This window comes from Streptomyces sp. NPDC002884 (assembly GCF_040295245.1).
Lineage (GTDB): Bacteria > Actinomycetota > Actinomycetes > Streptomycetales > Streptomycetaceae > Streptomyces.
On sequence record NZ_JBEOVB010000014.1, the window covers coordinates 39791 to 64835 of the forward strand.

The following is a 25045-nucleotide window of genomic DNA, read 5'->3' on the forward strand; positions in this document are numbered from 1 at the left end:
CGGGGGAGTCCTCACGTCGACGTGAGCAGATCGCGGGCCCCGGCCGGGCCGGGCACCTTCGCGAGCGCGGTCCTCTCCGGGAACTCCTCGCCCAGCAGCAGCCGCCGGACGACCCGCTCGGCGGCCCGCCCGTCGTCGTAGGCGCAGAACCGCTCCCGGAAGCCCGCGCGCAGCCGCGCCGACTCCTCGTCGCGCCAGCTGCCGGAGGTGAGCAGCCACGACAGTTCGCGGTAGGTGCGCGAGACGTGGCCGGGGGCGTCGGCGGTGATGTCGAAGTAGGCGCCCCGGGCGGCCGTGTACGCGGCCCGGTCGTCGGCGTGGACGACGATCGGCCGGTCCAGGTTGGCGTAGTCGAACATCAGGGCCGAGTAGTCGGTGACCAGGACGTCGGAGGCGAGCATGACGTCCTCGACGCGCGGCTCGTCCGTCGCGTCCACCAGCACCCCGCGCCGGTGCAGGTCGGCCAGGCCCATCCCGCGCGCCGGGCCGGCCGCCAGCGACGGGTGCAGCCGTACGACGAGGGTGTGTCCCGCGCCGAGGTCGGCGGCGAACCGGGCCAGGTCCAGCCGGTCGACGTGCCCGCCGCGCACGTAGTCGCGGCGGGTCGGCGCGTACAGCACGACCGTGTCGCCGGCCGGGATCCCGAGCCGCGCGCGGACCGCGAGACCCGCCTGCGCGCCGGCGTTCACCAGCACGTCGTTGCGTGGGCTCCCGGTCCGCACCGAGGCGAAGTGACAGGGGTACGCCCGTTCCCACACGAGTTCGGAGTGCTGGTTGGCGACGAGGCTGTAGTCCCAGCGGTCGGCGCGGCGCAGCATCTGCGGCACGTCCACGCCGTGCCGGGCGCCGGGCCGCTGGAGCAGGTCGGCCGCCATGTGCTTCAGCGGGGTGCCCTGGTGGGTGTGGATGTGGACGCTGCCGGGCCGTTTGGCGAGGGTGCCGGGCCAGTTGACGTTGTTGACGAGGAACCCGGCCCGCGCGCCGACCCGGCGGTAGGCGGGGGAGTCGAGCAGCACGTGCTCCACGTCCGCCGGGAGCCGCTCGGCCGTCTCCTCGTCGCGCACCACCCACACCCCGCGCAGCTGCGGTGCGATCTCCCGCGCCTTCTCGTAGACGGCTCCCGGATCGCCGAGCACGCCCCGGTGCGAGAACGCCGAGTACAGGACGAGGTGCGGATCCGGCGGGCGGTGTCCGCGCACGGCGCCCGGCGCCCGGCGCAGCCGCCCGCCCGCCGCCCGGCCCGCCTGCCCGCCGCGCCGGGCGAGTTCCCGGCCCGCCTGACCGGCCTTCCGTTTGATCCGGTAGGCCGCGTAACCGCCCTCCAGGACCCGGAGTTCGGCGGGCACCGGCTCACCGGCCGGCTTGTGGCGGGCGAACAGAACGGCCGTACGGCGGAAGAACTCGCCCTTGTCCGAAGGCGGCAGCCGGTCCGGCTTGGAGAGGATGTCGAGACAGTGCTCGCCCATCTTGCGGTGCAGGTACGCCCGCCAGTCCGCGAGCTCGGGACGGGAGCCGACGAAGGCGAAGACCCGCTCGTACTGGTCGTGGACGTCGAAGTGCTTGCGGCTGGTGGTGGACAGGATGTTGCCCTGCCGCCGCTGGCGGTAGTTCAGGCAGATCCGGTCCAGTGTGGCGATCCGCTCCGCGCTGAGCATGACCGGGAACGTCCAGGGCGTGTCCTCGTAGTAGCCGGGCGGGAACGAGAAGTCGTTCCGCTCGACGAACTCCCGCCGGTAGACCTTGTTCCACACGACCATCAGCAGGTCGAGGATCTCGGGGCGTTCGACGGCCGTGAAGGTGCCGTCGCCGGCCTCCGCGAGGACGTGGGCGAGGGCGTTCCTGCGGGTGCCGCCCCACCAGTAGGTGCGCGCGTAGTCGAAGACCAGCACGTCGGGGTCGCCGGCCTCGTCGAGCCGGTCGGCCATCGCGCCCAGCGCGCCCGGGGTGAGGGTGTCGTCGCTGTCGAGGAAGAACAGGTAGTCGCCGCCCGCGAGCGGCATACCGGCGTTGCGGGCGCGGCCGAGGCCGGCGTTCTCCGGCAGGTGCAGGACCCGGACGCGGTCGTCGCGGGCCGCGTACTCGTCGAGGATCGCGCCGCAGCCGTCGGGCGAACGGTCGTCGACGGCGATCACCTCGATGTCCCGGTACGACTGCTCCAGGACCGAGTCGAGACACTCGCGCAGGAAGCCCTGCACCTTGAAGCAGGGGACGATGATGCTGAAGCGGGGCACTGCGGAGGTCAGCTCCTTACGAGGGTGGAGGCGGCGGGGGCCGGGACGCGCTCGGCGAGGGGCCGCACGGGCTCGATCGCCTCGGGGGGCTCGCCGAGCAGCACCCGGCGCACCACGCGCTCGGCGGCCCGGCCGTCGTCGAACTGGCAGAAACGGGACCGGAACGCGGCCCGTCGGGCACCGGATGCGGCGTCCGCGTACGAGCCGTCGCGGAACACCCGGGCCAGCTCCTGCGGTGTGCGGGCGACCGGTCCCGGCGGGGCCGCCAGCAGGTCGAAGTAGACGCCCCGGGTCTCCCGGTAGACGTCCCAGTCGTCGGCGTACACGACGATCGGGCGGTCCAGGTTGGCGTAGTCGAACATGATCGACGAGTAGTCGGTGACCAGCACGTCGGCGGCCAGGCAGACCTCCTCGGAGGAGCGGTGGCCGGTGACGTCGATGATCCGGCCGGTGCCGCGCCGGCCGCCGCCGTCGTAGAAGTAGTGCGCCCGCAGCAGCACGACGACGTCCTCGCCGGCCGCCTCGCAGAAGGCCTCCAGGTCCAGGCCCGGCTCGAAACCGGTGTGGTGGTCGCGGTGGGTGGGCGCGTACAGGACGGCCGTGCTGCCCTCCGGCACGCCCAGCTCCCGCCGGACCCGGGCCACGTCGGCGGCGGTCGACGTGTAGAAGACGTCGTTGCGCGGATAGCCGTACTCCAACTGCTCGTACGAGCCCGGGAAGGCGCGCTCCCACATCTGGGTGGAGTGGGTGTTGGAGGAGAGGTTGTAGTCCCAGCGGTCCACGCGGCCCAGCAGCTTGGTGAAGGAGCCGGTCGCGGCGGCGACGACCGGGTACGTCGACTGGTCGACGCCCATCTTCTTGAGCGGGGTGCCGTGCTGGGTCTGCACATGCACACTGCCCTCGCGCTTGACCACGCCCTCCGCGAAGTTGGCGTTGTTGACGAGGTACTTGGCGCGGGCCAGGACCTGCCAGTAGCGGCGGCTGCCGATGACGGCGTGGTCCACGCCCTGCGGCATCGCGTGCGCCTGGTCGGCCTCGACGAGGAACACCGAGCGGATGTGCGGGGCGAGTTCGGCCGCCTTGGCGTGGATCGCGGCCGGGCTGCACGCGTAGCCGCGCCCCCAGTAGGCGCAGTACACCGCCAGGTTCGGGTCGATACGGCGGCGCAGCGCACGCCGGTAGAGCAGGCGGGTGCGCAGGCCCTGGGGGCGCGGGAGGCGCTCGACGGCGCCCGCCGCCTTCTGGTTGGCGCCGCGCAGCGCGCGGAACGCCGTGTAGGCACCGGCCGCCAGCAGCCGGTGCTGCACCCCGAGGCTGCCGCCCGGCCCGCGGAAACCGGCCGGGCGGTGGCGCCGGTACAGCCGGCCCGCGCGGCGGAAGAAGGCCCGGCGGCGGCGCCCGGTCAGCCGGGCCGGATGCGCGGCCGTCTTCAGCACGGCCGCGAAGAGCTGCTCGAAGAGCGGACCCGACCGGTCCACGGGCAGCCCGAGTTCGGCCGCCCGGGTCAGCACCGCGTCGGTCCGGTCCAGGAGCTCCGGATGGTGGTCGCCCGGCAGGTTCAGCCGGTTGCCCTGCCGCCGCAGCAGATGCCGTACGACGACCGAGCGCAGCACCGCGATCCGCTGGGCGTGCACGGTGACCAGGCCGCCGAAGCCGACGTCCGTGAAGTGCCCGTCGGGGAAGACGAGCCGGTGCTCGGCGACGAAGGAGCGCCGGTAGGCCGTGCCCCAGGCGGGCAGCTGCACGCCGGTGAGGTGCGGGGCCTCGGCGGGGGCGAAGGCGCCCTTGGGGGTCCTCGCGAGCAGCGGGGCGGCCGGGTTGGTCGGCTCGCCGTCCCACCAGGGGGTGCGCTCGTGCTCGGTGTACAGGACGTCGACGTCGCCGGTCTCGGTCAGCCGGGCGTCCAGTGTGGCCAGGGCGCCCGGGGCGAGGACGTCGTCCCCGTCGAGGAACAGCAGATAGGCGCCGGCCGCCGCCCGGATCCCGGTGTTGCGTGCCCCGCTCAGCCCGGCGGACGGCGGCGAGTGCACCGGGGCCACCCGGGAGTCCCGCCGCGCGTACCCGGCGGCGAGGACCGCGGCCGGGGTGCCGGGCGCGTCGCTGACCGGGATCAGCTCGAAGTCGCCGAAGGACTGGGCCAGGACGGAGTCCAGCGCCAGGGACAACCGGCCCGCGACCCCATGGGACGGGACGATGATGCTGAAGCGGGGCATTCTGCTCTTTCTCTGTCGGTCCGCGGCGGTCGGTCTGCGGCGGTCGGCCTGTGGGGGTCGGGCTGTGGGGGTTCGTCTGCGGGGCGAGGGGGGGCGTCCGGGGCGGTGTTCTTCAGGCGGTACGGCCGGGCCGTCCGGCCGGCCGGCAGGTGGACGGCCGGGTCGGCGTGGGCCGCGACGAGCCGAAGGGCATGGCAACTCCCGGAAGGGTGAACGAGGTTCAGCGCCGGTCGGTGACGGGGTGGACCGGTCCCGCGGGCGGTGGCACATGGTCGAGCGCCGGGCGCCCCGCGGGCATCGCCGCCGAGGCGGCGGCCGACGGCACCGGACGGCGCTCGGCGAGCGGCACCACCGGGGGCAGCAGCGTCTCGCCCAGCACGACCCGCCGTACGACGCGCTCGGCGGCGCGGCCGTCGTCGTGCGGGCAGAACCGCTCGCGGAACGCGGCCCGCAGCTGGGCCGAGCGGGAGCCGCGCCAGTGGCCGGTCGTGAAGATGTCGATCAGCTCGTCCTCGCTGCGCGCGACCGCGCCCGGCGGGCAGGCGCGCAGGTCGAAGTAGGTGCCGCGGGCCGCCTCGTAGGCCTCCCAGTCGTCGGCGTGGATCACGATCGGGCGGTCCAGGCCGGCGTAGTCGAACATGAGGGACGAGTAGTCGGTGACCAGGGCGTCCGAGGCCAGGCAGAGGGACTCCACGCTCGGGTGGTCGGTGACGTCGATGACGCCGGGCACCGGCCGGCCGGCCGGCGCCTCCTGCCAGTAGTGGGCGCGGGCCAGGATCACGAAGCGGGGCCCCAGGCGGCGCAGGACCCGCTCCAGGTCGACGTGGGAGCGCTGGACGCGGCGGTAGTCGCGGTGCGTGGGCGCGTAGAGCAAGGCGACCGTGTCGCGGGGGATGCCGAGGGACTCGCGCAGCCGGGCCACGTCCGCCGAGGTCGCCCGCTGGAAGACGTCGTTGCGGGGGTAGCCGTACTCGAGGGTCTCGTAGCGCCCGGGGTAGACACGCTCCCAGGTGAGGGTGGTGTGGCGGTTGGCCGACAGGACGTAGTCCCAGGTGTCGACGCCCCTCAGCAGATCGGCGAAGTCCATGTCTCGGGCGGCCGCCGGGCGTTCCTGGAGGTCGAGGCCCATGTGCTTGAGGGGTGTGCCGTGCTGGGTCTGCACGAAGACCTGGCCGGGGCGCTTGACCAGCCGCCGGTCGAAGTTGACGTTGTTCACCAGGTACTTGGAGCGGGCCAGCGCCGTCCAGTAGGCGGCCGTCCCGGGACGCACCTGACGGGGGCCCGGCGGGACGGCCGCCCGGTGCTCGGGACGGGCGATCCACGCGGTGCGCACCTGCGGCGCGAAGGTACGGAACGCGGCCTCCAGCGCGCCCGGGTTGCAGCTGTGCCCGCGCCCCCAGTACGCGGCGAACACGGCCCGGTCGGCGCGCAGCGGCAGCCGCAACTGGACGCGGTAGTGGGCCTGGAGGACGACCGCCCTCAGCGCGCGGGCCAGTTTCGAGACGGCCTTGTGTGTGCGCCGACGCACGGTCATGGACGCCTGGAGCGCCCGGTAGGTGCGGTGCACGCCGAAGTGGACCAGCGTGTGGCGCAGCCGGGAGCGCAGCGGGACCGGGACGCCCGGGGTGCGGTAACGGCGGTAGTGGGCGCGGGCCCTGCGCAGGAACTCGGCGCGCGAACCACGCGGGAGCCGGTCGCGCTTGGTGAAGACCGTCGAGAGGTGGTCGACCATGCGGCGGAACAACACCGGCCGCCAGCAGGCGAGTTCGGGCCGCTGCTCGACGAACGCGAAGACCCGGTCGTACTGCTCGAAGACGTCGAAGTGGCCCCGGCTGACGGTGGACAGGATGTTGCCCCGACGGCGCTGCCGGTAGTGCACACAGACCCGGTCCAGCGTCGCGAGCGACTCCGCCGCCATCAGCGCCGGGTACGTCCACGGCGTGTCCTCGTAGTAGCCGGGCGGGAACGTCAGGCCCACGCCCTCGACGAACTCCCGCCGGTAGGCCTTGTTCCAGGCCACCATCAGCACCCTGAGCAGGCCCGGCCGGTCCTCGAGCCGGAAGGGGGCCTCGCCCTCCTCGGTGAGCTGCGCCGCGAACTGGTTGCGTACGGTCTCGCCCGACCAGTACGTGCTCGCGTAGTCGTAGACCAGGACGTCCGGCTCGCCCGTCTCCCTCACCCGGTCGGCGATCGCGCGCAGGGCGTCCGGGGTGAGGGTGTCGTCGGAGTCCAGGAACAGCAGGTAGTCGCCGGTCGCCCGCTCCAGCCCGGCGTTGCGGGCCCGCCCCAGGCCGACGTTCTCCGGGAGGTGCACGGCGCGCACGCGCTCGTCGAGGGCCGCGAACTCGTCGATGATCTCGCCGCAGGCGTCCGGGGAACGGTCGTCGACGACGATCAGTTCGAGATCGGTGAACGACTGGGACAGCACCGATTCGAGGCACTCGTGCAGGTACGCCTGAACCTTGTACGCGGGGACGATGACACTGAACCTGGGCAAGGGACATCCATGGGTCGGCGCGGGCGGAAGACAGGGCCTTGCCCGGGAACGGCCGATGGAGTGAATTGGTTACGGTTCATACGGCATACGGGGGATTGTGGGTGAACGGGAAGGGGCGGGCCGATGACCCGGCCCGCCCCTGATGTGTCGGCTGCCGGACGGCTACTTGACCGCGCCCGCCATCACGCCGGACACGAACTGCCGCTGGAACGCGAAGAACACGGCCAGCGGGATCACCATCGAGATGAACGCGCCGGGCGCGAGCACGTCGATGTTGTTGCCGAACTGCCGTACCTGCGTCTGGAGCGCGACCGTGATCGGCTGGCTGTCGGCGTTGGTGAACACCAGCGCGACGAGCATGTCGTTCCACACCCACAGGAACTGGAAGATGCCCAGGGACGCGATCGCGGGGCCGCCCAGCGGCATCACGACCCGTGCGAACAGGCGCAGTTCACCGGCTCCGTCGAGGCGGGCCGCCTCCAGCAGCTCACGGGGGATCTCCGCGAAGAAGTTCCGCAGCAGGAACACCGCGAAGGGCAGTCCGAACCCGACGTGGAACAGGATCACGCCCAGGATGTTCCCGAACAGGCCGATCTTGCCGAACAGTTCGGCGATCGGGATGAGCGCCACCTGCACGGGCACGACCAGCAGTCCCACGACGGCCAGGAACCACCAGTCCCGGCCCGGGAACTCCATCCACGCGAACGCGTAGCCCGCGAGCGCGCCGATGACGACGACCAGGACGGTCGCCGGCACCGTGATCAGCACGGTGTTGACCAGGGAGCTCGTGATGTCGCCGTTCTCCAGCAGCTTCTGGTAGCTGTCGAAGGTGAGTTGGGAGGGCTTGCTGAACACCTTCCACCAGCCGTCGGCGCTCATGTCCTCGGGGGAGCGGAGGGAGGAGACGAGCAGTCCGACGGTCGGCACCAGCCAGAACAGGCCTACGACGATCAGGAAGGCGCGCACCAGCCCGCCGTTGAGCTTCTCCATGATCCATTCGAGTCGCCCGCTCATCGCCTGACCTCCCGCCTGAGTCGACGCACGTTGAACCACATCACCGGGATCACCAGCAGCAGCAGGAACACCGCGATGGCGCTGGCGATGCCGGGCTGGTCCTCGGAGAAGCCCTTGCGGTACAGCTCCAGGGCGAGCACGTTCGCGTCGTCCTGCGAGGAGCCGGGGGCGATGATGAAGACCAGGTCGAAGACCTTCAGCACATTGATCATCAGGGTGACGGCGACGACCGCGAGGACCGGCGCCAGGAGCGGGACGGTGACTCTGCGGAACACCTGCCACTCGTTGGCGCCGTCCACCCGGGCCGCTTCGAGCAGTTCCCGCGGGATCCCCGCGAGGCCGGCCGCGATCAGCACCATCGCGAAGCCCGCCCACATCCAGATGTACGAGCCGATGATCGCCGGTGTGACCAGCGAGGGGCCGAGCCAGTCCAGGCCGTTGTACGCCTCCTTGAAGTTGCTCGCGGGCAGCCGGAGCAGGGCGCCGTCCGCCTCGGCCGGAAGCGCGAAGGTGCCGTCGGCGGCCGCCTTCGTCGAGGCCACCACCTTGCCGTCCTGCACCGCCTCGATCCGCATTCCGGCGTAGCCCAGTTCGGACGGATCGGGCGCGCCGAGCGTGCCGACGCCCTTGCCTCGGGTGAAGTCCTGCCAGGCCGTCCCGGTGATCTCACCTTGTTCGGGCCGCGCCCGCACCGCCTTCTCCGCGCTGCCGGGCATCTGGTCGGGGGCGACGCCGACCAGGGGCAGGGCCACGGGGACGCCGGTGCGGACCGGGGTTTCGGTGATGAAGCCGCCGTTCTCCGGCCGCAGCGGCGAGTCACGGCCCGGGTGGGCCTTCGGGAACGCCGACGACTCGGCGAACGTGTCGTGGACGCCCACCCACACCGCGTTGGCGACGCCCTTGTCCGGGTCCTGGTCGTAGACCAGCCGGAAGATGATGCCGGCGGCGAGCATCGAGATCGCCATCGGCATGAAGACGACCAGCTTGAACGCGGTTCCCCAGCGCACCCGTTCGGTCAGCACCGCGAAGATCAGGCCGAGCGCGGTCGCGACCGTCGGCGCGAACACCACCCAGATCACGTTGTTCTTCAGGGCGGTACGGATGCCGTCGTCCGTGAAGAGGGCCTTGTAGTTGTCGACGCCGGCGAAGCCGTCGCCGGACTGGTCGTAGAAACTGCGCACGACCGAGTACCCGATCGGGTAGACCACGAGCGCGCCGAGCAGCACCAGGGCGGGCAGCAGGAACAGCGCGGCCACCGTCCTTCGGGTGCCGGTCACACTCCTGCGCGAGCGGGGAGGGGTGGGGGCCCGAGGAGCCCCCGCCGCCGCGGGCGTTGTCATCGCCGCGTCAGTTCCCGTACGCCGCTGCCGCGTCCGACTCCAGTTTCGCCTGGATGCCGGCCACGTCCGTCGGGTTCTTCAGGAAGTCCTGGAGGTCCTTCCACTCGCCCTTGCCGGGGGTGCCGCCGAAGGCCTGGGGGGCCTGGTCGGACATGTCGAAGCGGAAGTCGTCGCCGGCCGCGATCAGCGCCTTGGCGATCGTCCGCTGGACCTCGTTGGGATACACGGAGACGTCGACGTTCTTGTTCGGCGAGAGATAGCCGCCGAGCTTCGCCTGGATCTCCGCCGCGTCCGGCGAGGCCAGGAAGGTCGCCAGCGCCTGCGCGCCCTTGGAGTCCTTCAGGATGACGGCCGCGTCACCGCCGGAGACCACCGGCGCGGTGTCGCCGGCCTTCGGGAACGGGAACACCTTGGCGTCCGTGCCGACCTTCGACTTGGTGTCGGCGATGTTGACCTGCACGAAGTCGCCCTCGTAGACCATGGCCGCCTTCGGCTGCTCGCCGCCGGTGAAGGTCTGGGTCACCGAGGCGGGGAACTCGGTCTGGAGCGCGCCGCTCGCGCCGCCCGCCACCCAGTCCTTCTTGCCCCAGACCTGGGCCAGGGTGGTCAGGGCCTCCTTCACCGAGGGGTCCGTCCACTTGATCTTGTGCTGGGCGAGCTGGTCGTACTTCTCCGGGCCCGCCTGGGAGAGGTAGACGTTCTCGAACCAGTCGGTGAGGGTCCAGCCGTCGGCACCGCCGATCGAGAACGGGGTGACGCCGGAGTCGTAGACGGTCTGCGCGGTCGTCAGCAGTTCCTGCCAGGACTTGGGTTCGGCCGCGCCCGCGTTCTCGAAGACCTTGGCGTTGTACCAGATCAGCGACTTGTTGGCGGCCTTGTAGTAGACGCCGTACTGCTTGTCGCCCACCTTCCCGATGTCCTGCCAGCCCTGCGAGTAGTTCTTCGAGAGCTCCGCCTGGGCCTCGGCGCCCAGCGGCTTGGCCCAGCCCTTGTCGGCGGCCTGCTTGATGGCGCCGGGCTGCGGCAGCATCGCCACGTCCGGCGGTGAGCCGCCCGCGATCTTCGAGCCGAGGAAGTTGATGATCGGGTCCTGCGCGGGTACGAAGGTGATCTTCGCGCCGGTGCGTTTCTCGAACTCGGCGAGGACCTTCTTGAAGTTCGCCTGTTCGGTCCCCGTCCATACGGCGGCCACTTCGAGCGTGGTTCCGTCGAGCTGGGGGAGGGTGAGGGTGTCGCCGGACTCCTTGCTCGCGGTGCTGCTGTCGCTTCCGCCGCTCTTGTCGTCGTCGCTGCCGCACGCCGTGAGCGAGAGCGCGAGGGCTCCCGCAAGGAGTGTGGCGGCCGCCTTCACGGTCCTGCGTGTCCGCATGGTGTTGCTCGTGCTGCGCATCACTGCCCCGTTCTTCGTCCTCGTCGACTCGTGAACGTTCGAGCGCTGTCCCGTGGCACTGGTCTACGCCGGGTGCCTGGGCTCGGCAAGGGCGCCTGTGCCGTCGAGCGGGGGATCGTGACCGCGTCGTGATCGCAACGCGCACGCGATGGCCGGTGCGAGGCGACGCGTCGCCTCGCACCGGCCACCGGTGCGCGTCGGCCCGCGCGGGCGTCGGCCCGGGCCACCGCCCCGGCCGCCCGCTCCGGACTTGCGCGGGCCGGACTTGCGCGGGCCGGACTTGCGCGCTCCGGACTTGCGCGGGCCGGACCCGTTCGAGCCGGCCCGGGCCCCGAAGGGCCTCCGCTCAGGCTCCCCCGGCGGGCGCGCCCCCGGACGGGCTGAGTTGCCGCGCGGCTCGCTCCAGGGCGCTGGCCAGCAGGGCCAGGTCCGTCGGGCCGTTGCCCAGTTCCCGTACCGGGCGGCGGGCCGGGGGGTCGCCCATGCGATGCCACTCCAGGGGGACCACCGTGGGCCGCAGGGTCGCCGTACGGGGGATGCGGCCCGTGACACGGCCGCCCTGGAAGGGGGTGAGGCGGCCGTCCGCGCCCTTGAGACGGCCGCGGCCGGGCGCCGGTTCGTCCGTGCCGGAACCCGGCGGGTCCAGAGTGATCCGTACGGTGGACAGCCGGGCCGGTTCCGACTCCGCCGTACGGCCCCCGGGCCCCGCCGCGACCACCAGGTGCACGCCGAGCCGCTCGCCCTCGCGGGCCACCGCCTCCAGCGCGCGCATGACCGAGCCGGCGGCCGGCCGGCCGGGCGAGCCGAGGGCGGGGGAGACGAGAGCGTCCAGGTCGTCGACGACCACCACCAGACGGGGCAGCGGGGACACCGCCTCGGCCCGCTGCCGGGCGGCCGCTCCCGGGCGCAGCCGCAGGGTGGTGCTGGGCGGTGCCTCGATGTCGGCGGCGCCACCGGTGGAACCGCCGCCGAGCCCGGCACCGGGCGGCGGCGTGTTCGGGGTGCGTTGCGGGACGATACGGCCGGACACCGTGCGCTGCGTGTGCCACTCCGCGAAACCGGAACGGCCCAGCAGTTCGGACCGCCGCTTCAGCTCGGCGCTCAGCGACTGAGCGAACTCCCGCATGCGGACCGGGTCGTTGGCGGTGAGGTGGGTGGTGACATGCGGTACGTCCGTACAGATCCGCAGGCCGTCACCCTGCCCGCCGCCGCCCTTGCCGACGGTGTCGCGGCCGTCCAGCAGGATGATGCCCAGCCGGTCGGGCCGCTCGGCTGCGGCCAGCGAGGCCACGACGGCCCGCAGCAGCTCCGTACGTCCGCTGCCGGTCGGGCCCTCGATCAGCAGGTGCGGGCCCTCGGCGACCAGGTCCACGCCGACCGGGCCGCGCGGCCCGGCGCCGAGGACGGCCCACGCCCGTCCGCCGAGCGCCTCGGCGTCGTCCGCCGCGTCCGCCCAGCGGGCCATCAGCGAGGCGGGCGTGGCCCGGGCGAGGCCCAGTTTGTCCAGCAGCCGGGCCGACTGGGGCAGCGGCGCCGACACCCGCGTGGGCCGCTCACCGCCGCCGCCCGCGCCGTCCGGGCGCAGCGGCGCGAGGGCCCGTGCGAAGCGTTCGGCCCAGGCGAGGGAGACCGCGTCCACCGCGCCGACCGTGCCCGGTCCCACCGGGCCCGGCCGCTCCGTCTGTGCCCCGGCCGGCGCGACCCGCAGCAGCCGCAGCGCCGTCGCCACGTCTCCGCTGAGCAGCGCGACGGCTCCGCACGCGCGGAAGGTCGGCGCCGCCGCGCAGGCCGCTTCGTAGGTCTCGGTCACCGGTGAGGACGGGGAGGCGGCGGGCGTCTCGGCCAGACAGACGAGGTGTATCCCGGCGCGCGGTCCGGCCACCGCCAGCCGGGCCACCGCCTCGCGCAGGTCGGCGCCGCCGGGATCGCCGTCCACGACGACCACCGTGTACGGGCCGGGGAAGCCGCCGTCGCCCGTCTCGTCCGGCACGGCCCAGGAGGGACGGCGGCCGGCGCCGCGGGGTGCGGGCACCTGGACGGTTCCCGCACCGCTCGGGCCGCCCGCGCTGTCGGCCAGATGGTCCTCCAGCCGGCGCAGCAGCTCCTCGGCGCGGGCCGTGGCCTGGTCGCGGTCGTAGGCGAGCAGGAGACGGCAGTCCTGGCCGTGCCCCGGGCGCAGCTGCGGCAGCCAGCCCAGCCAGGACCACTCGGCGACCCGCTCCTCCTCGGAACGCGCGCGGTCCGTGCTGATCAGGACGATTTCCAGGGTGTCGGGCGAGTGCAGCGCGGCGAGCTGGGCCAGCACCGCGCGCGCCAGCCCGGACAGGCGCGGGCGCGGGCCGGCCAGACCGAGCGCGCCGACCTCGCGCAGCCCCGTCGTCACCGGGACCGCGGGCAGCAGACCCGAGCCGTCGGGGGCCGGCCGGTCGGCGGTGCCGAGCCGCACGGTGAGCGCCTCCGGGTGCCCCGCGCCGCGTTCCCACAGCCGGGGGCCCGGGCCCAGCGCCGTCAGCAGCAGCGCGGCCGGGTCCGGCCAGGTCTCGGGGGCGGGCGGCACGGCGGCCGACGGATACGTCCGCGCTCCGGCCGCCTCCTCGTCGTGGGTCCCGGGTACGTCCGTGTCCTGCGCGTCCCCGCGACCGCCGGCCAGCCGCCGCGCCCACGCGGAGAGACCTCCGCGCCTGCGCACGCCCGGGGGCACGTCGGTGCCGCGCAGCGGGGTGCCCTTACGGCGGGCCGCCCCGCGCGGATCGGCTTCGGGGGCGTCGTCGTAGTGGGAGGCGGACGGGGTGGTGGCGGAGTCGGGAGCGGAGTCGGCGGGGTGGTGCGGGGCGCCCGTGTCCTCAGGCGCGCGGTGCGGTCCACGGACGTCGTCGTACGCGCCCGTGAACGAGCCGAGACCCGAGTGCCCGGCGTGGGTGGTCATGGAGCCCTCACCCGCCCCGGGCACACCACCGGGGGCAGCGGTGCCGGGCGGGGTCCGGCGCACCGGGTCGGCCGGGCGTGCCGTGCCGCCGTGCCGGCTCTCGATGCGCGGCGCCGTGCCCTGGCCCGGAACCACCGGGGGCGCCGAGTGGTTCTCCGCGCCGCGCGCCCGCCCGCCCCGGTCCTGCGACGCGCCGTTCCAGTCCACCGTGCCGTAGGCGTGGCCGGTCGGGCCCGAGGGGCCTTCCCGGTCGCCGGCGCCGCCGCCCGCACGCGTGTGTGCCGCGCCCGCGACCGGGCCGCCGGGACGGTCGCCGGACGGGTCGCCGCCCGTCGCGGGGGCCGGGCCCGCACAGGGCACCCGGACGTGCCCCTCGCCGTCCGGAGTGGTCGCCGCCCGGGGACCCGGGCCGCCGGGCGGGGCCAGGCGCAGGGCCGACTCGCCGACCCGCAGCAGGGCGCCGGGGGAGAGGCGGACGGGGCGGTCCTGCACCCGGGAGCCGTCCAGGGTGGTGCCGTTGGTGGAGCCGAGGTCGGCGACCGTGACCCGGCCCTCGGGGGACAGCGTCACCGTGCAGTGCAGGCGGGAGACGTCCGGGTCGTCGAGGGGCACGTCGGCGTCGGCGGAGCGGCCCACGCGGACCTGGCCGCCGTGCAGCAGATGGACGCCGCCCGCGTCGGGCCCGGCCACCACGTGCAGCCGGGCGGGGGCTTCGTCGACCTCGGGATGCGGCTCGGGGTCGGCCGGGGCGCCCAGGGAGAGCACGGCGCCGTCTATCAGCGGCGGCTCGCCGAGCGTGCAGCGCTGGGTGTCGAGCCGCTCCACGCCCGCGTAGAGCACGACCGCGGCCGCGGACGAGGCCGACGGCGCGCCCTCCCCGGAGACCGCCGCGGCCAGCGCGGACGCCACCGCGGCCAGGGCCGTGCCGGCGGGCGCCGTGACCAGCACGTCGCAGCTCGCGGAGCGGGCCCGCGCCTGAGGTCCTCCCGCACGAGCGGAGCCCGGCGCGGGGAAGGGCGCGCCCGTCGGGTCTACGACGGTCAGCCGGATCTGCATCGCCGTCAGCGGTCCCTTCTGCACGGGCGCGGTTCCCCCCACCCCACACGAGCACAGCGGCCAGTACTGAAGGCATCCTCGCACCTGTCACTGACAACGCGCCCCACACCCGGGGACAAGTGATCTTGATTGGTCGGCTCTGCCCGCAAAAGTGCCGGACAAGTGCGTCACCGGCGATCAGTTGAGATCGGTCACGTCCGGCCAGGGCAACCAGGAAGACCGGGCCGAGCGTCTTTCCTTCGGATAAAGACGACAGCCCGGTGTCCGCACTGCGGCACTACAGTGGGTCGGAACACGGACAGGACAGGCAAGCAAGCAGCAGGGAGCGCGTGACGTGCGGCCAGTCGGCAGCAAGTACCTGCTCGAGGAGCCGCTCGGACGCGGCGCCACGGGCACCGTCTGGCGAGCCCGCCAGCGCGAGACCGCGGGCGCCGAGGCGGCCGTGGCCGGCCAGCCCGGAGAGACCGTCGCGATCAAGGTCCTCAAGGAGGAGCTCGCGAACGACCCCGACGTCGTGATGCGCTTCCTGCGCGAGCGGTCCGTGCTGCTGCGCCTGACCCACCCGAACATCGTCCGGGTCCGCGACCTGGTCGTCGAGGGCGATCTGCTGGCGCTGGTCATGGACCTCGTCGACGGCCCCGACCTGCACCGCTACCTGCGCGAGAACGGCCCCTTCACCCCCGTCGCCGCCGCCCTGCTCACCGCCCAGGTCGCCGACGCGCTCGCCGCCAGCCACGCCGACGGCGTCGTGCACCGCGACCTGAAGCCGGCCAACGTCCTGCTGATGCAGAACGGCGGCCAGATGCACCCGCTGCTCACCGACTTCGGCATCGCGCGCCTCGCCGACTCCCCGGGCCTGACCCGGACCAGCGAGTTCGTCGGCACGCCCGCCTATGTCGCGCCGGAGTCCGCCGAGGGCCGCCCGCAGACCTCGGCCGTGGACATCTACGGCGCCGGCATCCTGCTGTACGAGCTGGTCACCGGGCGTCCGCCGTTCTCCGGCGGCTCCGCCCTGGAGGTCCTGCACCAGCACCTGAACGCGGAGCCGCGCCGCCCGTCCACGGTCCCCGACCCGCTCTGGACGGTCATCGAGCGCTGCCTGCGCAAGAACCCCGACGACCGGCCGAGCGCCGAGAACCTCGCGCGCGGGTTGCGCATCGTCGCCGAGGGCATCGGGGTGCACGCGAACTCGATGCAGATCGCCGCCGCCGACGGCGTCGGCCACCTGCTCGCGCCCGACCCGGCGCCCGCGGCCGTGCCGGGCGGCGCCTACGACCCGAACGCAGCGACCAGCGTCCTGCCGCACACGAGCGGTCCCGCGGGCGCCGCCGACGCCACCGCCGTGCTGCCGCACACGAGCGGCCCCTCGGGTGCCGCCGATCCGACGGCCGTCCTGCCGCCGGTGCCGCCGCACCAGCCCGGACAGCAGGGCCAGGAGCCGCATCCCTGGCAGTCCCAGATGCGGGCCGCCCGCGACCGCAACGAGCCCACGCAGGTCCAGCAGTACCTCGACCCCGGCGAGGACCCGTTGCGCCGCCGCCCCCAGCGGCAGGTCTCCCGCCAGCAACAGCAACAGCAGCAGCCGTATCCGCAGCAGAACCAGCAGCAACAGCGGCCTCAGCAGCGCCAGCAGCAGCCCCCCGGCTACGGCTACCAGGGGCAGCCGCCGCAGCAGCAGTACGCGCCGCCGCAGCACCAGCAGCCGCAACACCAGCCCCAGCGGTACGCGCCCGCGCCCGCGCCTCAGCAGCAGCCGAGGCAGCGGCCCGAGCCGGAGCCCCGGCAGCCCCGGGAGCCGAGGCAGCGCAGCGCCAACCCGATGAAGATCCCCGGGCTGGGCTGCCTGAAGGGCTGCCTGTTCACGATCGTCATCCTGTTCGTGGCCGGCTGGCTGATCTGGGAGCTGAGCCCGCTCCAGGGCTGGATCGGCACCGGCAAGAACTACTGGCAGCTGATCAGCGGCTGGTTCAACGACGTCACCGGCTGGATCGGCGACCTGGCCGACTCGGGCGGCAGCGGCACGGGCGGCACCGGCAACTGAGCCACCGCCGACCGAGCCACCGGCGACCGCACGGGCTCCGGTCCTGACCGCGATTTTGTGTACTTGTCGACATCCGGCGGGTGATTTCCGTCTCCGCGGTGAAGGTTGGCTCCTCGGACGCGTACTTTGATGGGCAACACGCGTCTGTAGGAGCAGCCTTGGCACGGAAGATCGGCAGCCGGTACACCGCCCACCAGATCCTGGGACGGGGCAGCGCCGGCACGGTGTGGCTGGGCGAGGGACCGGACGGGCCCGTCGCCGTCAAGCTGCTGCGCGAGGACCTCGCCTCCGACGAGGAACTGGTGGGCCGATTCGTGCAGGAGCGCACGGCACTGCTCGGCCTGGAGCATCCGCACGTGGTGTCCGTCCGGGACCTGGTGGTCGACGGCAACGACCTCGCCCTGGTCATGGACCTCGTCCGCGGCACGGACCTGCGCACCCGCCTCGAACGGGACCGGCGGCTCGCGCCCGAGGCCGCCGTGGCGATCGTCGCGGACATCGCCGAGGGACTGGCCGCCGCGCACGCGGCCGGGATCGTGCACCGGGACGTGAAGCCCGAGAACATCCTGCTCGACATGCAGGGCCCGCTCGGCCCCGGCGGCTCGCACCGCGCGCTGCTCACCGACTTCGGCGTCGCGAAACTGATCGACACCCCCAAACGGACCCGCGCCACGAAGATCATCGGCACGCCGGACTACCTGGCGCCGGAGATCGTGGAGGGCCTCCCGCCGCGCGCCTCGGTGGACATCTACGCCCTGGCGACCGTGCTGTACGAGCTCCTCGCGGGCTTCACACCGTTCGGCGGCGGCCACCCGGGCGCGGTGCTGCGCCGGCATGTCACCGAGTCCGTCGCCCCCCTGCCCGGCATCACGGACGAGCTCTGGCAGCTCATCGTGCAGTGCCTGGCGAAGGCGCCGGCGTCCCGGCTGCGGGCGTCCGAGCTGGCGGCGCGGCTGCGGGAGCAGCTGCCGGCACTGGCTGGGATGCCGCCGCTCGACGTCGACGAGCCGGACTCCGAGCAGGAGGAGGGCGAGCCGGCCGAGGCCCAGCCCTTCGTGTCCTCTCCCGCGGCTCCCTCGGGCAAGGCGCGGCGCGGGTCGGTCCCGCTGGTGCCCGGCGCGAAGCCGGACTCCAACCGGGACACCCACACCTCGATGCGGGTGCCCGCGCCGGACGAGCTGGCGGGCGGGGCGCACGGCACGGCACGGGTACCGAGGGCGGCCGGCGCGCCGCGTCCCGGCTCGGCACGGAACCGTTCCGCCACCCGACGGCGCCGGATCACGCTGGGCGTCGCGACGGTGGCGTTGGTCGCCGCGGCGGGATTCGGCACCTGGGCGGCCACCTCCGGCGACGACGCGGGGGCGACCCCGCAGGACACGAAGAACTCGGCGCCGGCGTCACCGTGATCCCGGGGCCGCCGCTCCCGGACCTCCGGTTCGGCTGAAGGCGCCTCGTCCTCGAGCTCCCTGGAGGGGGGCGTCCCCGGACGGGCGGTGGACGGGCGCGGGCCGGGGATCCGGGGGCAGTGCCCGCAGGGAGGGGCCGCGGGCGGTGCCCGGCGCTCCCCGGTTGGCGGAGCCGTTACGCTGGAGGCGTGGCAGTCGTCGATGTATCCGAAGAGCTCAAGTCCCTCTCCTCGACCATGGAGTCGATCGAGGCCGTTCTGGACCTCGACAAGCTGAGGGCAGATATCGCCGTGCTCGAGGAGCAGGCGGCCGCGCCGTCCCTGTGGGACAACCCGGACGAGGCGCAGAAGATCACCAGCAAGCTGTCCCACCTCCAGGCCGAGGTCAGGAAGGCGGACACGCTGCGCGGCCGGATCGACGATCTCTCCGTGCTGTTCGAGATGGCCGAGGAGGAGGACGACCCGGACACTCTCGCGGAGGCCGAGTCCGAGCTCACCGCCGTCAAGAAGGCGCTGGACGAGATGGAGGTCCGCACGCTGCTCAGCGGTGAGTACGACTCCCGCGAGGCGCTCGTGAACATCCGCGCCGAGGCCGGTGGCGTCGACGCCGCCGACTTCGCGGAGAAGCTCCAGCGGATGTACCTGCGGTGGGCGGAGCAGAAGGGCTACAAGACCGAGATCTACGAGACGTCGTACGCCGAAGAGGCCGGCATCAAGTCGACCACCTTCGCCGTGCAGGTCCCGTACGCCTACGGCACCCTCTCCGTGGAGCAGGGCACGCACCGGCTGGTGCGGATCTCCCCCTTCGACAACCAGGGGCGTCGGCAGACCTCCTTCGCGGGTGTCGAGATCCTCCCCGTGGTGGAGACCACCGATCACATCGAGATCGACGAGTCCGAGCTGCGGGTGGACGTCTATCGCTCCTCCGGCCCCGGCGGCCAGGGCGTGAACACCACCGACTCCGCGGTGCGCCTCACCCACCTCCCCACCGGCATCGTCGTCTCCTGCCAGAACGAGCGGTCGCAGATCCAGAACAAGGCGTCCGCGATGAACGTCCTCCAGGCCAAGCTGCTCGACCGGCGCCGGCAGGAGGAGCAGGCCAAGATGGACGCGCTCAAGGGCGACGGCGGCAACTCCTGGGGCAACCAGATGCGTTCGTACGTCCTGCACCCGTACCAGATGGTCAAGGACCTGCGCACCGAGTACGAGGTCGGTAACCCCGAGGCCGTGTTCAACGGCGAGATCGAGGGTTTCCTGGAAGCCGGAATTCGCTGGCGCAAGCAGCAAGAGAAGTAGTTTTGTCGACAAGGCAACCGCCCCTGAATCAGGGGCGGTTGCCTTTTTATGTCACATTCACAGCACCAACATCGCGCAAAGCGCCCCGACTTGGACATTGCGTACGCAACGACCTTGACGCTGCTTTGAAAAATGGGGAAGGTGCAGTGTGGCATGCGTATCTCTGGGGCGCATGTGAACCGGGGGCTTCGGCTGCTTCTCAGCTACCCCCGTCGATCACGGCCCCGGACGCGGCCTCATCGACGATTCAGCTACTGGGGGTAGCAGCTATATGACCAAGAAGACGCGGATCCGTTTCGCGCGCATAGCCGCCGGCGCCATGATCGCCGCGGGCGCTTCGCTGACGGTCGCCGGCGTCGCCTCGGCCGACGATGACGCGCTTGTCGACACGAGCACGATCGTCCCCATGGACGGCGAGGACGACTGCACCATCATCGTCACCCCGGAGTGCGAGACCGGCGGTACGGAGAACGGCGGGAGCGAGAACGGCGGCACGGAGACCGGCGGGACCGAGACCGGCGGCACGGAGACCGGCGGGACCGAGACCGGTGGGACCGAGACCGGTGGCACGGAGACCGGTGGGACCGAGACCACGGGCGGTTCCACCACGACCGGTGGCTCCACCACCACGGGCGGTTCGACCACCACGGGCGGCTCCACCACCACGGGTGGCTCCACCACCACGGGCGGGTCCACCACGACCGGTGGCTCCACCACCACGGGCGGCTCCACCACCGGTGGCAGCTCGACCTCCGGCGGCGGCTCGACCACCGGCGGTGACGACTCCACCGGCGGTTCGAGCAGCACCGGCGGTTCCGGCACCACCGGCGGCGGCTCCACCGCGGGCGGTACCGACACCGACGGCACCTCCACCCAGGAGGAGGGCAGCTCCGCGCTGACCGACACCTCGGACGCCGCCGCCGACACCAGCGCGCAGGGTGGCGGCAAGGAGCTCGCCGAGACCGGTGCCGGTGAGACCACGTTCCTGATCATCGGTGCCGCCACGATGATCGCCGGCGGCATCGGCTTCCGGGTGCTGCCGCGCCTCGCGGCCGGCCGCGGCGGGGCCGCTGCCTGACGTCGGGTAGTCGCGTCCGTACGTGACGTACACGCGTAGGGGCCCGGAGCGATCAGCTCCGGGCCCCTTCACGTGCGTGTTCCAGGGGTTACGCGGTCTGGTGGGCCAGCAGCGCCAGCGCCGCCACCAGCACCGCGAGCAGCGCGATCAGCGCCATCGGGTTCAGCCCCGCGAAGAAGTTGTCCTGTTGCTGCAGCCGCTCGCGGTTCGCGCGGCACACCCGGCACCGGCCCTCGCTCACGGGCGCGGCGCAGTTAGCGCACACCAGCCGGTCGTACGTCATGCGCTCGCCCTCCTTGCACCGGTTCCATGTACACAACGCTTCGGGGAACGGGAACGTTCCCCCTCCACTGTGCCAGGTTCTTCCGGGGGCCGCGCGGCTCCCCCGGAGAGCGGGGGGCGTACAAAGTCCCGTACAAAAACGCACAAGCCCCACTCAACCCCTCGCGACGCCTGCGCCGCCCTCCCCGGTTCGCGTATGGTCACGCTCATCTACCCCCGGCGACCCGTGGTGCATCCGTGATCCGATTCGACAACGTCTCCAAGGTCTACCCCAAGCAGACCCGCCCCGCACTCAGGGATGTCTCCCTGGAGGTGGAGAAGGGCGAGTTCGTGTTCCTCGTGGGATCCTCCGGCTCCGGCAAGTCCACCTTTCTGCGGCTGGTCCTCCGCGAGGAGCGCACCAGCCACGGTCAGGTGCACGTCCTGGGCAAGGACCTCGCGCGCCTCTCCAACTGGAAGGTGCCGCAGATGCGCCGCCAGCTGGGGACGGTATTCCAGGACTTCCGGCTGCTGCCGAACAAGACGGTGGCGGAGAACGTCGCCTTCGCACAGGAGGTCATCGGCAAGTCGAAGGGCGAGATCCGCAAGTCCGTGCCGCAGGTGCTCGACCTCGTCGGGCTCGGCGGCAAGGAGGACCGGATGCCCGGTGAGCTGTCCGGCGGTGAGCAGCAGCGCGTCGCCATCGCGCGGGCCTTCGTGAACCGGCCCAAGCTGCTGATCGCGGACGAGCCCACCGGCAACCTCGACCCGCAGACCTCCGTCGGCATCATGAAGCTGCTCGACCGGATCAACCGGACGGGCACGACCGTGCTGATGGCCACGCACGACCAGAACATCGTGGACCAGATGCGCAAGCGCGTCATCGAGCTGGAGCAGGGCCGCCTCGTCCGCGACCAGGCGCGCGGCGTCTACGGCTACCAGCACTGACCGCCCCCGCCATCGCCTCCGCCCTCGCGGACGTCCCCGGAAAGGCCTGAACAACTCGCCATGCGCGCCCAGTTCGTACTGTCGGAGATCGGTGTCGGTCTCCGCCGCAACCTGACGATGACCTTCGCCGTCGTCGTCTCCGTCGCCCTGTCCCTGGCGCTCTTCGGCGGGTCGCTCCTGATGAGCGACCAGGTCACCACGATGAAGGGCTACTGGTACGACAAGGTCAACGTCTCGGTGTTCCTCTGCAACAAGAGCGACGCCGAGTCCGACCCGAACTGCGCCAAGGGCGCGGTCACCGCGGACCAGAAGAAGCAGATCAAGTCCGACCTCGACAAGATGGGGGTCGTCGAGAAGGTGACGTACGAGTCGCAGGACGACGCGTACAAGCACTACAAGGAGCAGTTCGGCGACTCCCCGCTGGCCAGCTCCCTCACTCCGGACCAGATGCAGGAGTCGTACCGCATCAAGCTGGAGGACCCGGAGAAGTACCAGGTCATCGCGACCGCCTTCGACGGGCGGGACGGCGTGCAGTCCGTGCAGGACCAGAAGGGCATCCTGGACAACCTCTTCGGGCTGCTCAACGGCATGAACTGGGCGGCTCGGGCGGTCATGGCGCTGATGCTCGTCGTGGCGCTGATGCTGATCGTCAACACCGTGCGCGTCTCGGCCTTCAGCCGACGGCGTGAGACGGGGATCATGCGGCTCGTCGGCGCCTCGGGCTTCTACATCCAGGCGCCGTTCATCGCCGAGGCCGCGGTCGCCGGACTGATCGGCGGCACGGTCGCCTGCGGATTCCTGGTGATCGCCCGGTACTTCATCATCGACCACGGCCTGGCCCTGTCCGAGAAGCTGAATCTGATCAACTTCATCGGCTGGGACGCCGTGCTGACGAAGCTTCCGCTCATCCTCGCCACGAGCCTGCTGATGCCCGCGTTGGCCGCGTTCTTCGCGCTGCGCAAGTACCTCAAGGTGTGACGCACGCCCCGAGGGCCGTACGGTCAACCGACCGTGCGGCCCTTCGCGTTCCCCTAGACTCACCGCCATGTCAGGCCGTGACCTGTTCTGTCAGCCCCGCCGTTTCGGCCGCGGGGCCGCCCTGACATTGGTGTTCGCGAGCGTGCTCGTCGCCGGCGCCGCCACCGGATCGCTGCCGGGCGACCCCGGAGAGGGCGGGCGGAGCGCCTCGGGCGCGGCCCCCTCCCCGGCCCCCGCCGGCCACTCCGAGGACGTGACGCGGGCCGCCGAGGAGGCCGCCGCGGACGGCAAGTCCCCGATGGAGGCCGCCGAGCGCGCCGTCAGCCGCAGCGGGGACCGCTGGGCGGCCGTCTACTCCGAGGGCGAGTACGAGGAGTTCGAGGCGTCCCTGGACGGCCGGTACACCGGCGTCGGCCTGGAGGCGCGGGGCGACCGGGACGGCCGGATCGAGGTGACCAAGGTGCAGTCGGGGTCGCCCGCGGCCGCCGCCGGGGTCCGCGCGGGCGACCGGCTGCGCAGCGTCGACGGCCGGTCCGTCGAAGGCCTCCCGGTCACCGACGTCGTCTCCTTACTGCGCGGTGACGCCACGGGGGCGACCGCCGGCAGCACCGTACGTCTCGGCCTGGAGCGCGGCACGCGCGCGTGGACCGAGACCCTGCGCCGGGCGCTCCTGTCCACGGACTCCGTCACCGTCCACCGGCTTTCCGACGACACCACCGTCATCACCGTCGCCGCGTTCACCAAGGGTGTCGGCGACAGCGTGCGCAGCGCCGTCAGCCGGACCCCGGCCGGCGCCGGGATCGTCCTCGATCTGCGCGGCAACTCCGGCGGCCTGGTCACCGAGGCCGTCTCCACCGCCTCCGCCTTCCTCGACGGTGGCCTCGTCGCCACCTACGACGTCGACGGCGACCAGCGCGCCCTGCACGCCGACGGCGGCGGCGACACCACCAGCCCCCTGGTCGCACTCGTCGACGGCGGCACGATGAGCGCCGCCGAGCTGCTCACCGGAGCCCTCCAGGACCGCGGCCGCGCGGTCGTCGTGGGCTCCCGCACCTTCGGCAAGGGCTCGGTCCAGATGCCGAGCAGGCTGCCCGACGGCTCGGTCGCCGAGCTGACCGTCGGGCACTACCGCACCCCCTCAGGTCACGGTGTCGACGGCCGGGGCATCACCCCCGACCTGGAAGCGGACGACGGGGCGCTGGAGCGGGCCGAGACCGTGCTGAGCGGACTCGGGGACGTGCCCTGAGCCTCCGGTAATCGACTTTCCCTTCGGCCCCCTCGGGGTGCGAAACTGGCTGCACTATGAGCAAGGGAATGTACGTACCGAAGGAGTCCCAGCCGAAGCAGGGCGGGGCGGCCGTGTCCGGCAAGGTCAAGGACGGCAAGCGCAAGATCGTCGCGCAGAACAAGAAGGCCCGGCACGACTACGCGATCATCGATGTCTACGAGGCTGGTCTCGTCCTCACCGGCACCGAGGTGAAGTCGCTGCGCGAGGGCCGCGCCTCGCTGACCGACGGCTTCGTCCAGATCGAGGGGAACGAGGCGTGGCTGTACGCCGCGCACATCCCCGAGTACTTCCAGGGCAGCTGGACCAACCACTCCGCGCGCCGCAAGCGCAAGCTGCTGCTGCACCGTGAGGAGATCGACAAGCTGTCGGTGAAGTCCGAGGAGACGGGTCACACGATCGTGCCCCTCGCCATCTACTTCAAGGACGGCCGGGCGAAGGCCGAGATCGCGCTGGCGCGCGGCAAGAAGGAGTACGACAAGCGGCAGACCCTGCGCGAGCAGCAGGACCGCCGGGAGACGGACCGGGTGATCGCGGCGGAGAAGCGCAAGCAGCGGCACGCGTAGCCGCCGCACACCGGGCGGCGGGGAATACAGTGGCATCGATGTGCGTTGGTCACGTACGATGGCACTCGTGCTCCACAGCGGGCACGCGGTTTGAAAAATCAACATGGGGATGATCGGTTTCGACAGCGACTGTTGAAGCAGGGGAAGCGTGTCGAGGAAGCGGCAATGATCTCGTAAACCATATGTCGCAAAAAATAATCGCCAATACCAAGAGCGATTCCCAGTCCTACGCCCTCGCTGCCTAATAAGCATCGAGTGTAGGACCCATAATGGGTGTCAGCCCGGAAGTGTTCCCGATCCGGATCCTGGCATAATCTAGGGGACTAAACCATCGAGCCCGGTCACGGGGTTCGATGGGAAATCAAACAGTGACTGGGCCCGTCGGCGACTTGTTCGCGTGATCACCGGGGCCGAGAAAATCACAGCGAACTGCACACGGAGAAGCCCTGATTCTGCACCGTTGGACGCGGGTTCGATTCCCGCCATCTCCACTCATCCCATGTGAACAAGAACCCCGTCG

The 25045-nt window shown here is 72.2% G+C and carries 16 protein-coding genes and 1 other RNA gene; 9 read left to right on the plus strand and 8 right to left on the minus strand.

Going from position 1 to position 25045, the window contains the following annotated elements; translation table 11 throughout:
• Nucleotides 1–11: 11 nt before the first annotated feature.
• From ABT070_RS26035 to ABT070_RS26065, 7 genes are all read right to left on the minus strand, one after another.
• Entirely contained in the window at nucleotides 12–2231 is a 2220-nt protein-coding gene (locus tag ABT070_RS26035) for a bifunctional glycosyltransferase/CDP-glycerol:glycerophosphate glycerophosphotransferase (RefSeq protein WP_351764284.1), read from the minus strand.
• An 8-nt stretch (nucleotides 2232–2239) separates the two neighbouring features.
• The gene (locus ABT070_RS26040; protein WP_351764285.1) at nucleotides 2240–4444 is read right to left on the minus strand and encodes a bifunctional glycosyltransferase/CDP-glycerol:glycerophosphate glycerophosphotransferase; all 2205 of its coding nucleotides are present in this window, start codon (nucleotides 4442–4444) and stop codon (nucleotides 2240–2242) included.
• Nucleotides 4445–4664: 220 nt separating this feature from the next.
• On the minus strand, nucleotides 4665–6941 hold the full coding sequence (locus tag ABT070_RS26045; protein WP_351764286.1) for a bifunctional glycosyltransferase/CDP-glycerol:glycerophosphate glycerophosphotransferase: 2277 nt from the start codon (nucleotides 6939–6941) through the stop codon (nucleotides 4665–4667).
• Nucleotides 6942–7103: 162 nt separating this feature from the next.
• The gene (locus tag ABT070_RS26050) at nucleotides 7104–7955 is read right to left on the minus strand and encodes a carbohydrate ABC transporter permease (protein WP_351764287.1); all 852 of its coding nucleotides are present in this window, start codon (nucleotides 7953–7955) and stop codon (nucleotides 7104–7106) included.
• Nucleotides 7952–9295 (minus strand): carbohydrate ABC transporter permease, encoded by a 1344-nt coding sequence (locus ABT070_RS26055; RefSeq protein WP_451099040.1) that lies wholly within the window; start codon nucleotides 9293–9295, stop codon nucleotides 7952–7954. Before ABT070_RS26055 ends, ABT070_RS26050 begins: the two co-directional genes overlap by 4 nt.
• A 7-nt stretch (nucleotides 9296–9302) precedes the next feature.
• Complete coding sequence (locus ABT070_RS26060) at nucleotides 9303–10685, minus strand: ABC transporter substrate-binding protein (protein ID WP_351764289.1); 1383 nt, start codon at nucleotides 10683–10685, stop codon at nucleotides 9303–9305.
• Nucleotides 10686–11031: 346 nt separating this feature from the next.
• Nucleotides 11032–14667, minus strand: coding sequence for an FHA domain-containing protein (locus ABT070_RS26065; RefSeq protein ID WP_351764425.1), 3636 nt, complete (start codon nucleotides 14665–14667; stop codon nucleotides 11032–11034).
• A gap of 334 nt (nucleotides 14668–15001) precedes the next feature.
• Here ABT070_RS26065 and ABT070_RS26070 point away from each other — a divergent pair, with 334 nt between their 5' ends.
• From ABT070_RS26070 to ABT070_RS26085, 4 genes are all read left to right on the plus strand, one after another.
• Nucleotides 15002–16708, plus strand: a complete 1707-nt coding sequence (locus ABT070_RS26070) for a serine/threonine-protein kinase (protein ID WP_351764290.1) — start codon at nucleotides 15002–15004, stop codon at nucleotides 16706–16708.
• Between the two features lie 158 nt (nucleotides 16709–16866).
• Nucleotides 16867–18114 (plus strand): serine/threonine-protein kinase, encoded by a 1248-nt coding sequence (locus tag ABT070_RS26075; protein WP_351764291.1) that lies wholly within the window; start codon nucleotides 16867–16869, stop codon nucleotides 18112–18114.
• A gap of 188 nt (nucleotides 18115–18302) precedes the next feature.
• Nucleotides 18303–19409 carry a peptide chain release factor 2 gene (prfB, locus tag ABT070_RS26080; protein ID WP_351764292.1) on the plus strand — a complete coding sequence of 369 codons (1107 nt, stop codon included), beginning with the start codon at nucleotides 18303–18305 and terminating at the stop codon, nucleotides 19407–19409.
• A 271-nt stretch (nucleotides 19410–19680) separates the two neighbouring features.
• A complete protein-coding gene (locus ABT070_RS26085; protein WP_351764293.1) occupies nucleotides 19681–20487 on the plus strand; it encodes a hypothetical protein in 807 nt (268 codons plus the stop codon).
• An 88-nt stretch (nucleotides 20488–20575) separates the two neighbouring features.
• Here the strand turns inward: ABT070_RS26085 and ABT070_RS26090 are convergent, their stop codons facing one another.
• The gene (locus ABT070_RS26090; protein WP_351764294.1) at nucleotides 20576–20770 is read right to left on the minus strand and encodes a hypothetical protein; all 195 of its coding nucleotides are present in this window, start codon (nucleotides 20768–20770) and stop codon (nucleotides 20576–20578) included.
• Nucleotides 20771–21006: 236 nt separating this feature from the next.
• Here ABT070_RS26090 and ftsE point away from each other — a divergent pair, with 236 nt between their 5' ends.
• The 5 genes from ftsE to ssrA all read left to right on the plus strand — a co-directional run bounded on the left by ftsE (nucleotide 21007) and on the right by ssrA (nucleotide 25019).
• Nucleotides 21007–21696: a cell division ATP-binding protein FtsE gene (gene ftsE, locus ABT070_RS26095; protein WP_020132390.1), complete on the plus strand. Its 690-nt coding sequence runs from the start codon at nucleotides 21007–21009 to the stop codon at nucleotides 21694–21696.
• Nucleotides 21697–21756: 60 nt separating this feature from the next.
• Nucleotides 21757–22674, plus strand: a complete 918-nt coding sequence (gene ftsX, locus ABT070_RS26100) for a permease-like cell division protein FtsX (RefSeq protein WP_351764295.1) — start codon at nucleotides 21757–21759, stop codon at nucleotides 22672–22674.
• A 67-nt stretch (nucleotides 22675–22741) separates the two neighbouring features.
• Entirely contained in the window at nucleotides 22742–23920 is a 1179-nt protein-coding gene (locus ABT070_RS26105; protein ID WP_351764296.1) for a S41 family peptidase, read from the plus strand.
• A 68-nt stretch (nucleotides 23921–23988) separates the two neighbouring features.
• Nucleotides 23989–24525, plus strand: a complete 537-nt coding sequence (gene smpB, locus ABT070_RS26110) for an SsrA-binding protein SmpB (RefSeq protein ID WP_351764426.1) — start codon at nucleotides 23989–23991, stop codon at nucleotides 24523–24525.
• A 105-nt stretch (nucleotides 24526–24630) separates the two neighbouring features.
• Nucleotides 24631–25019: a transfer-messenger RNA gene (ssrA, locus tag ABT070_RS26115) on the plus strand.
• The last annotated feature ends 26 nt before the right edge of the window (nucleotides 25020–25045 follow it).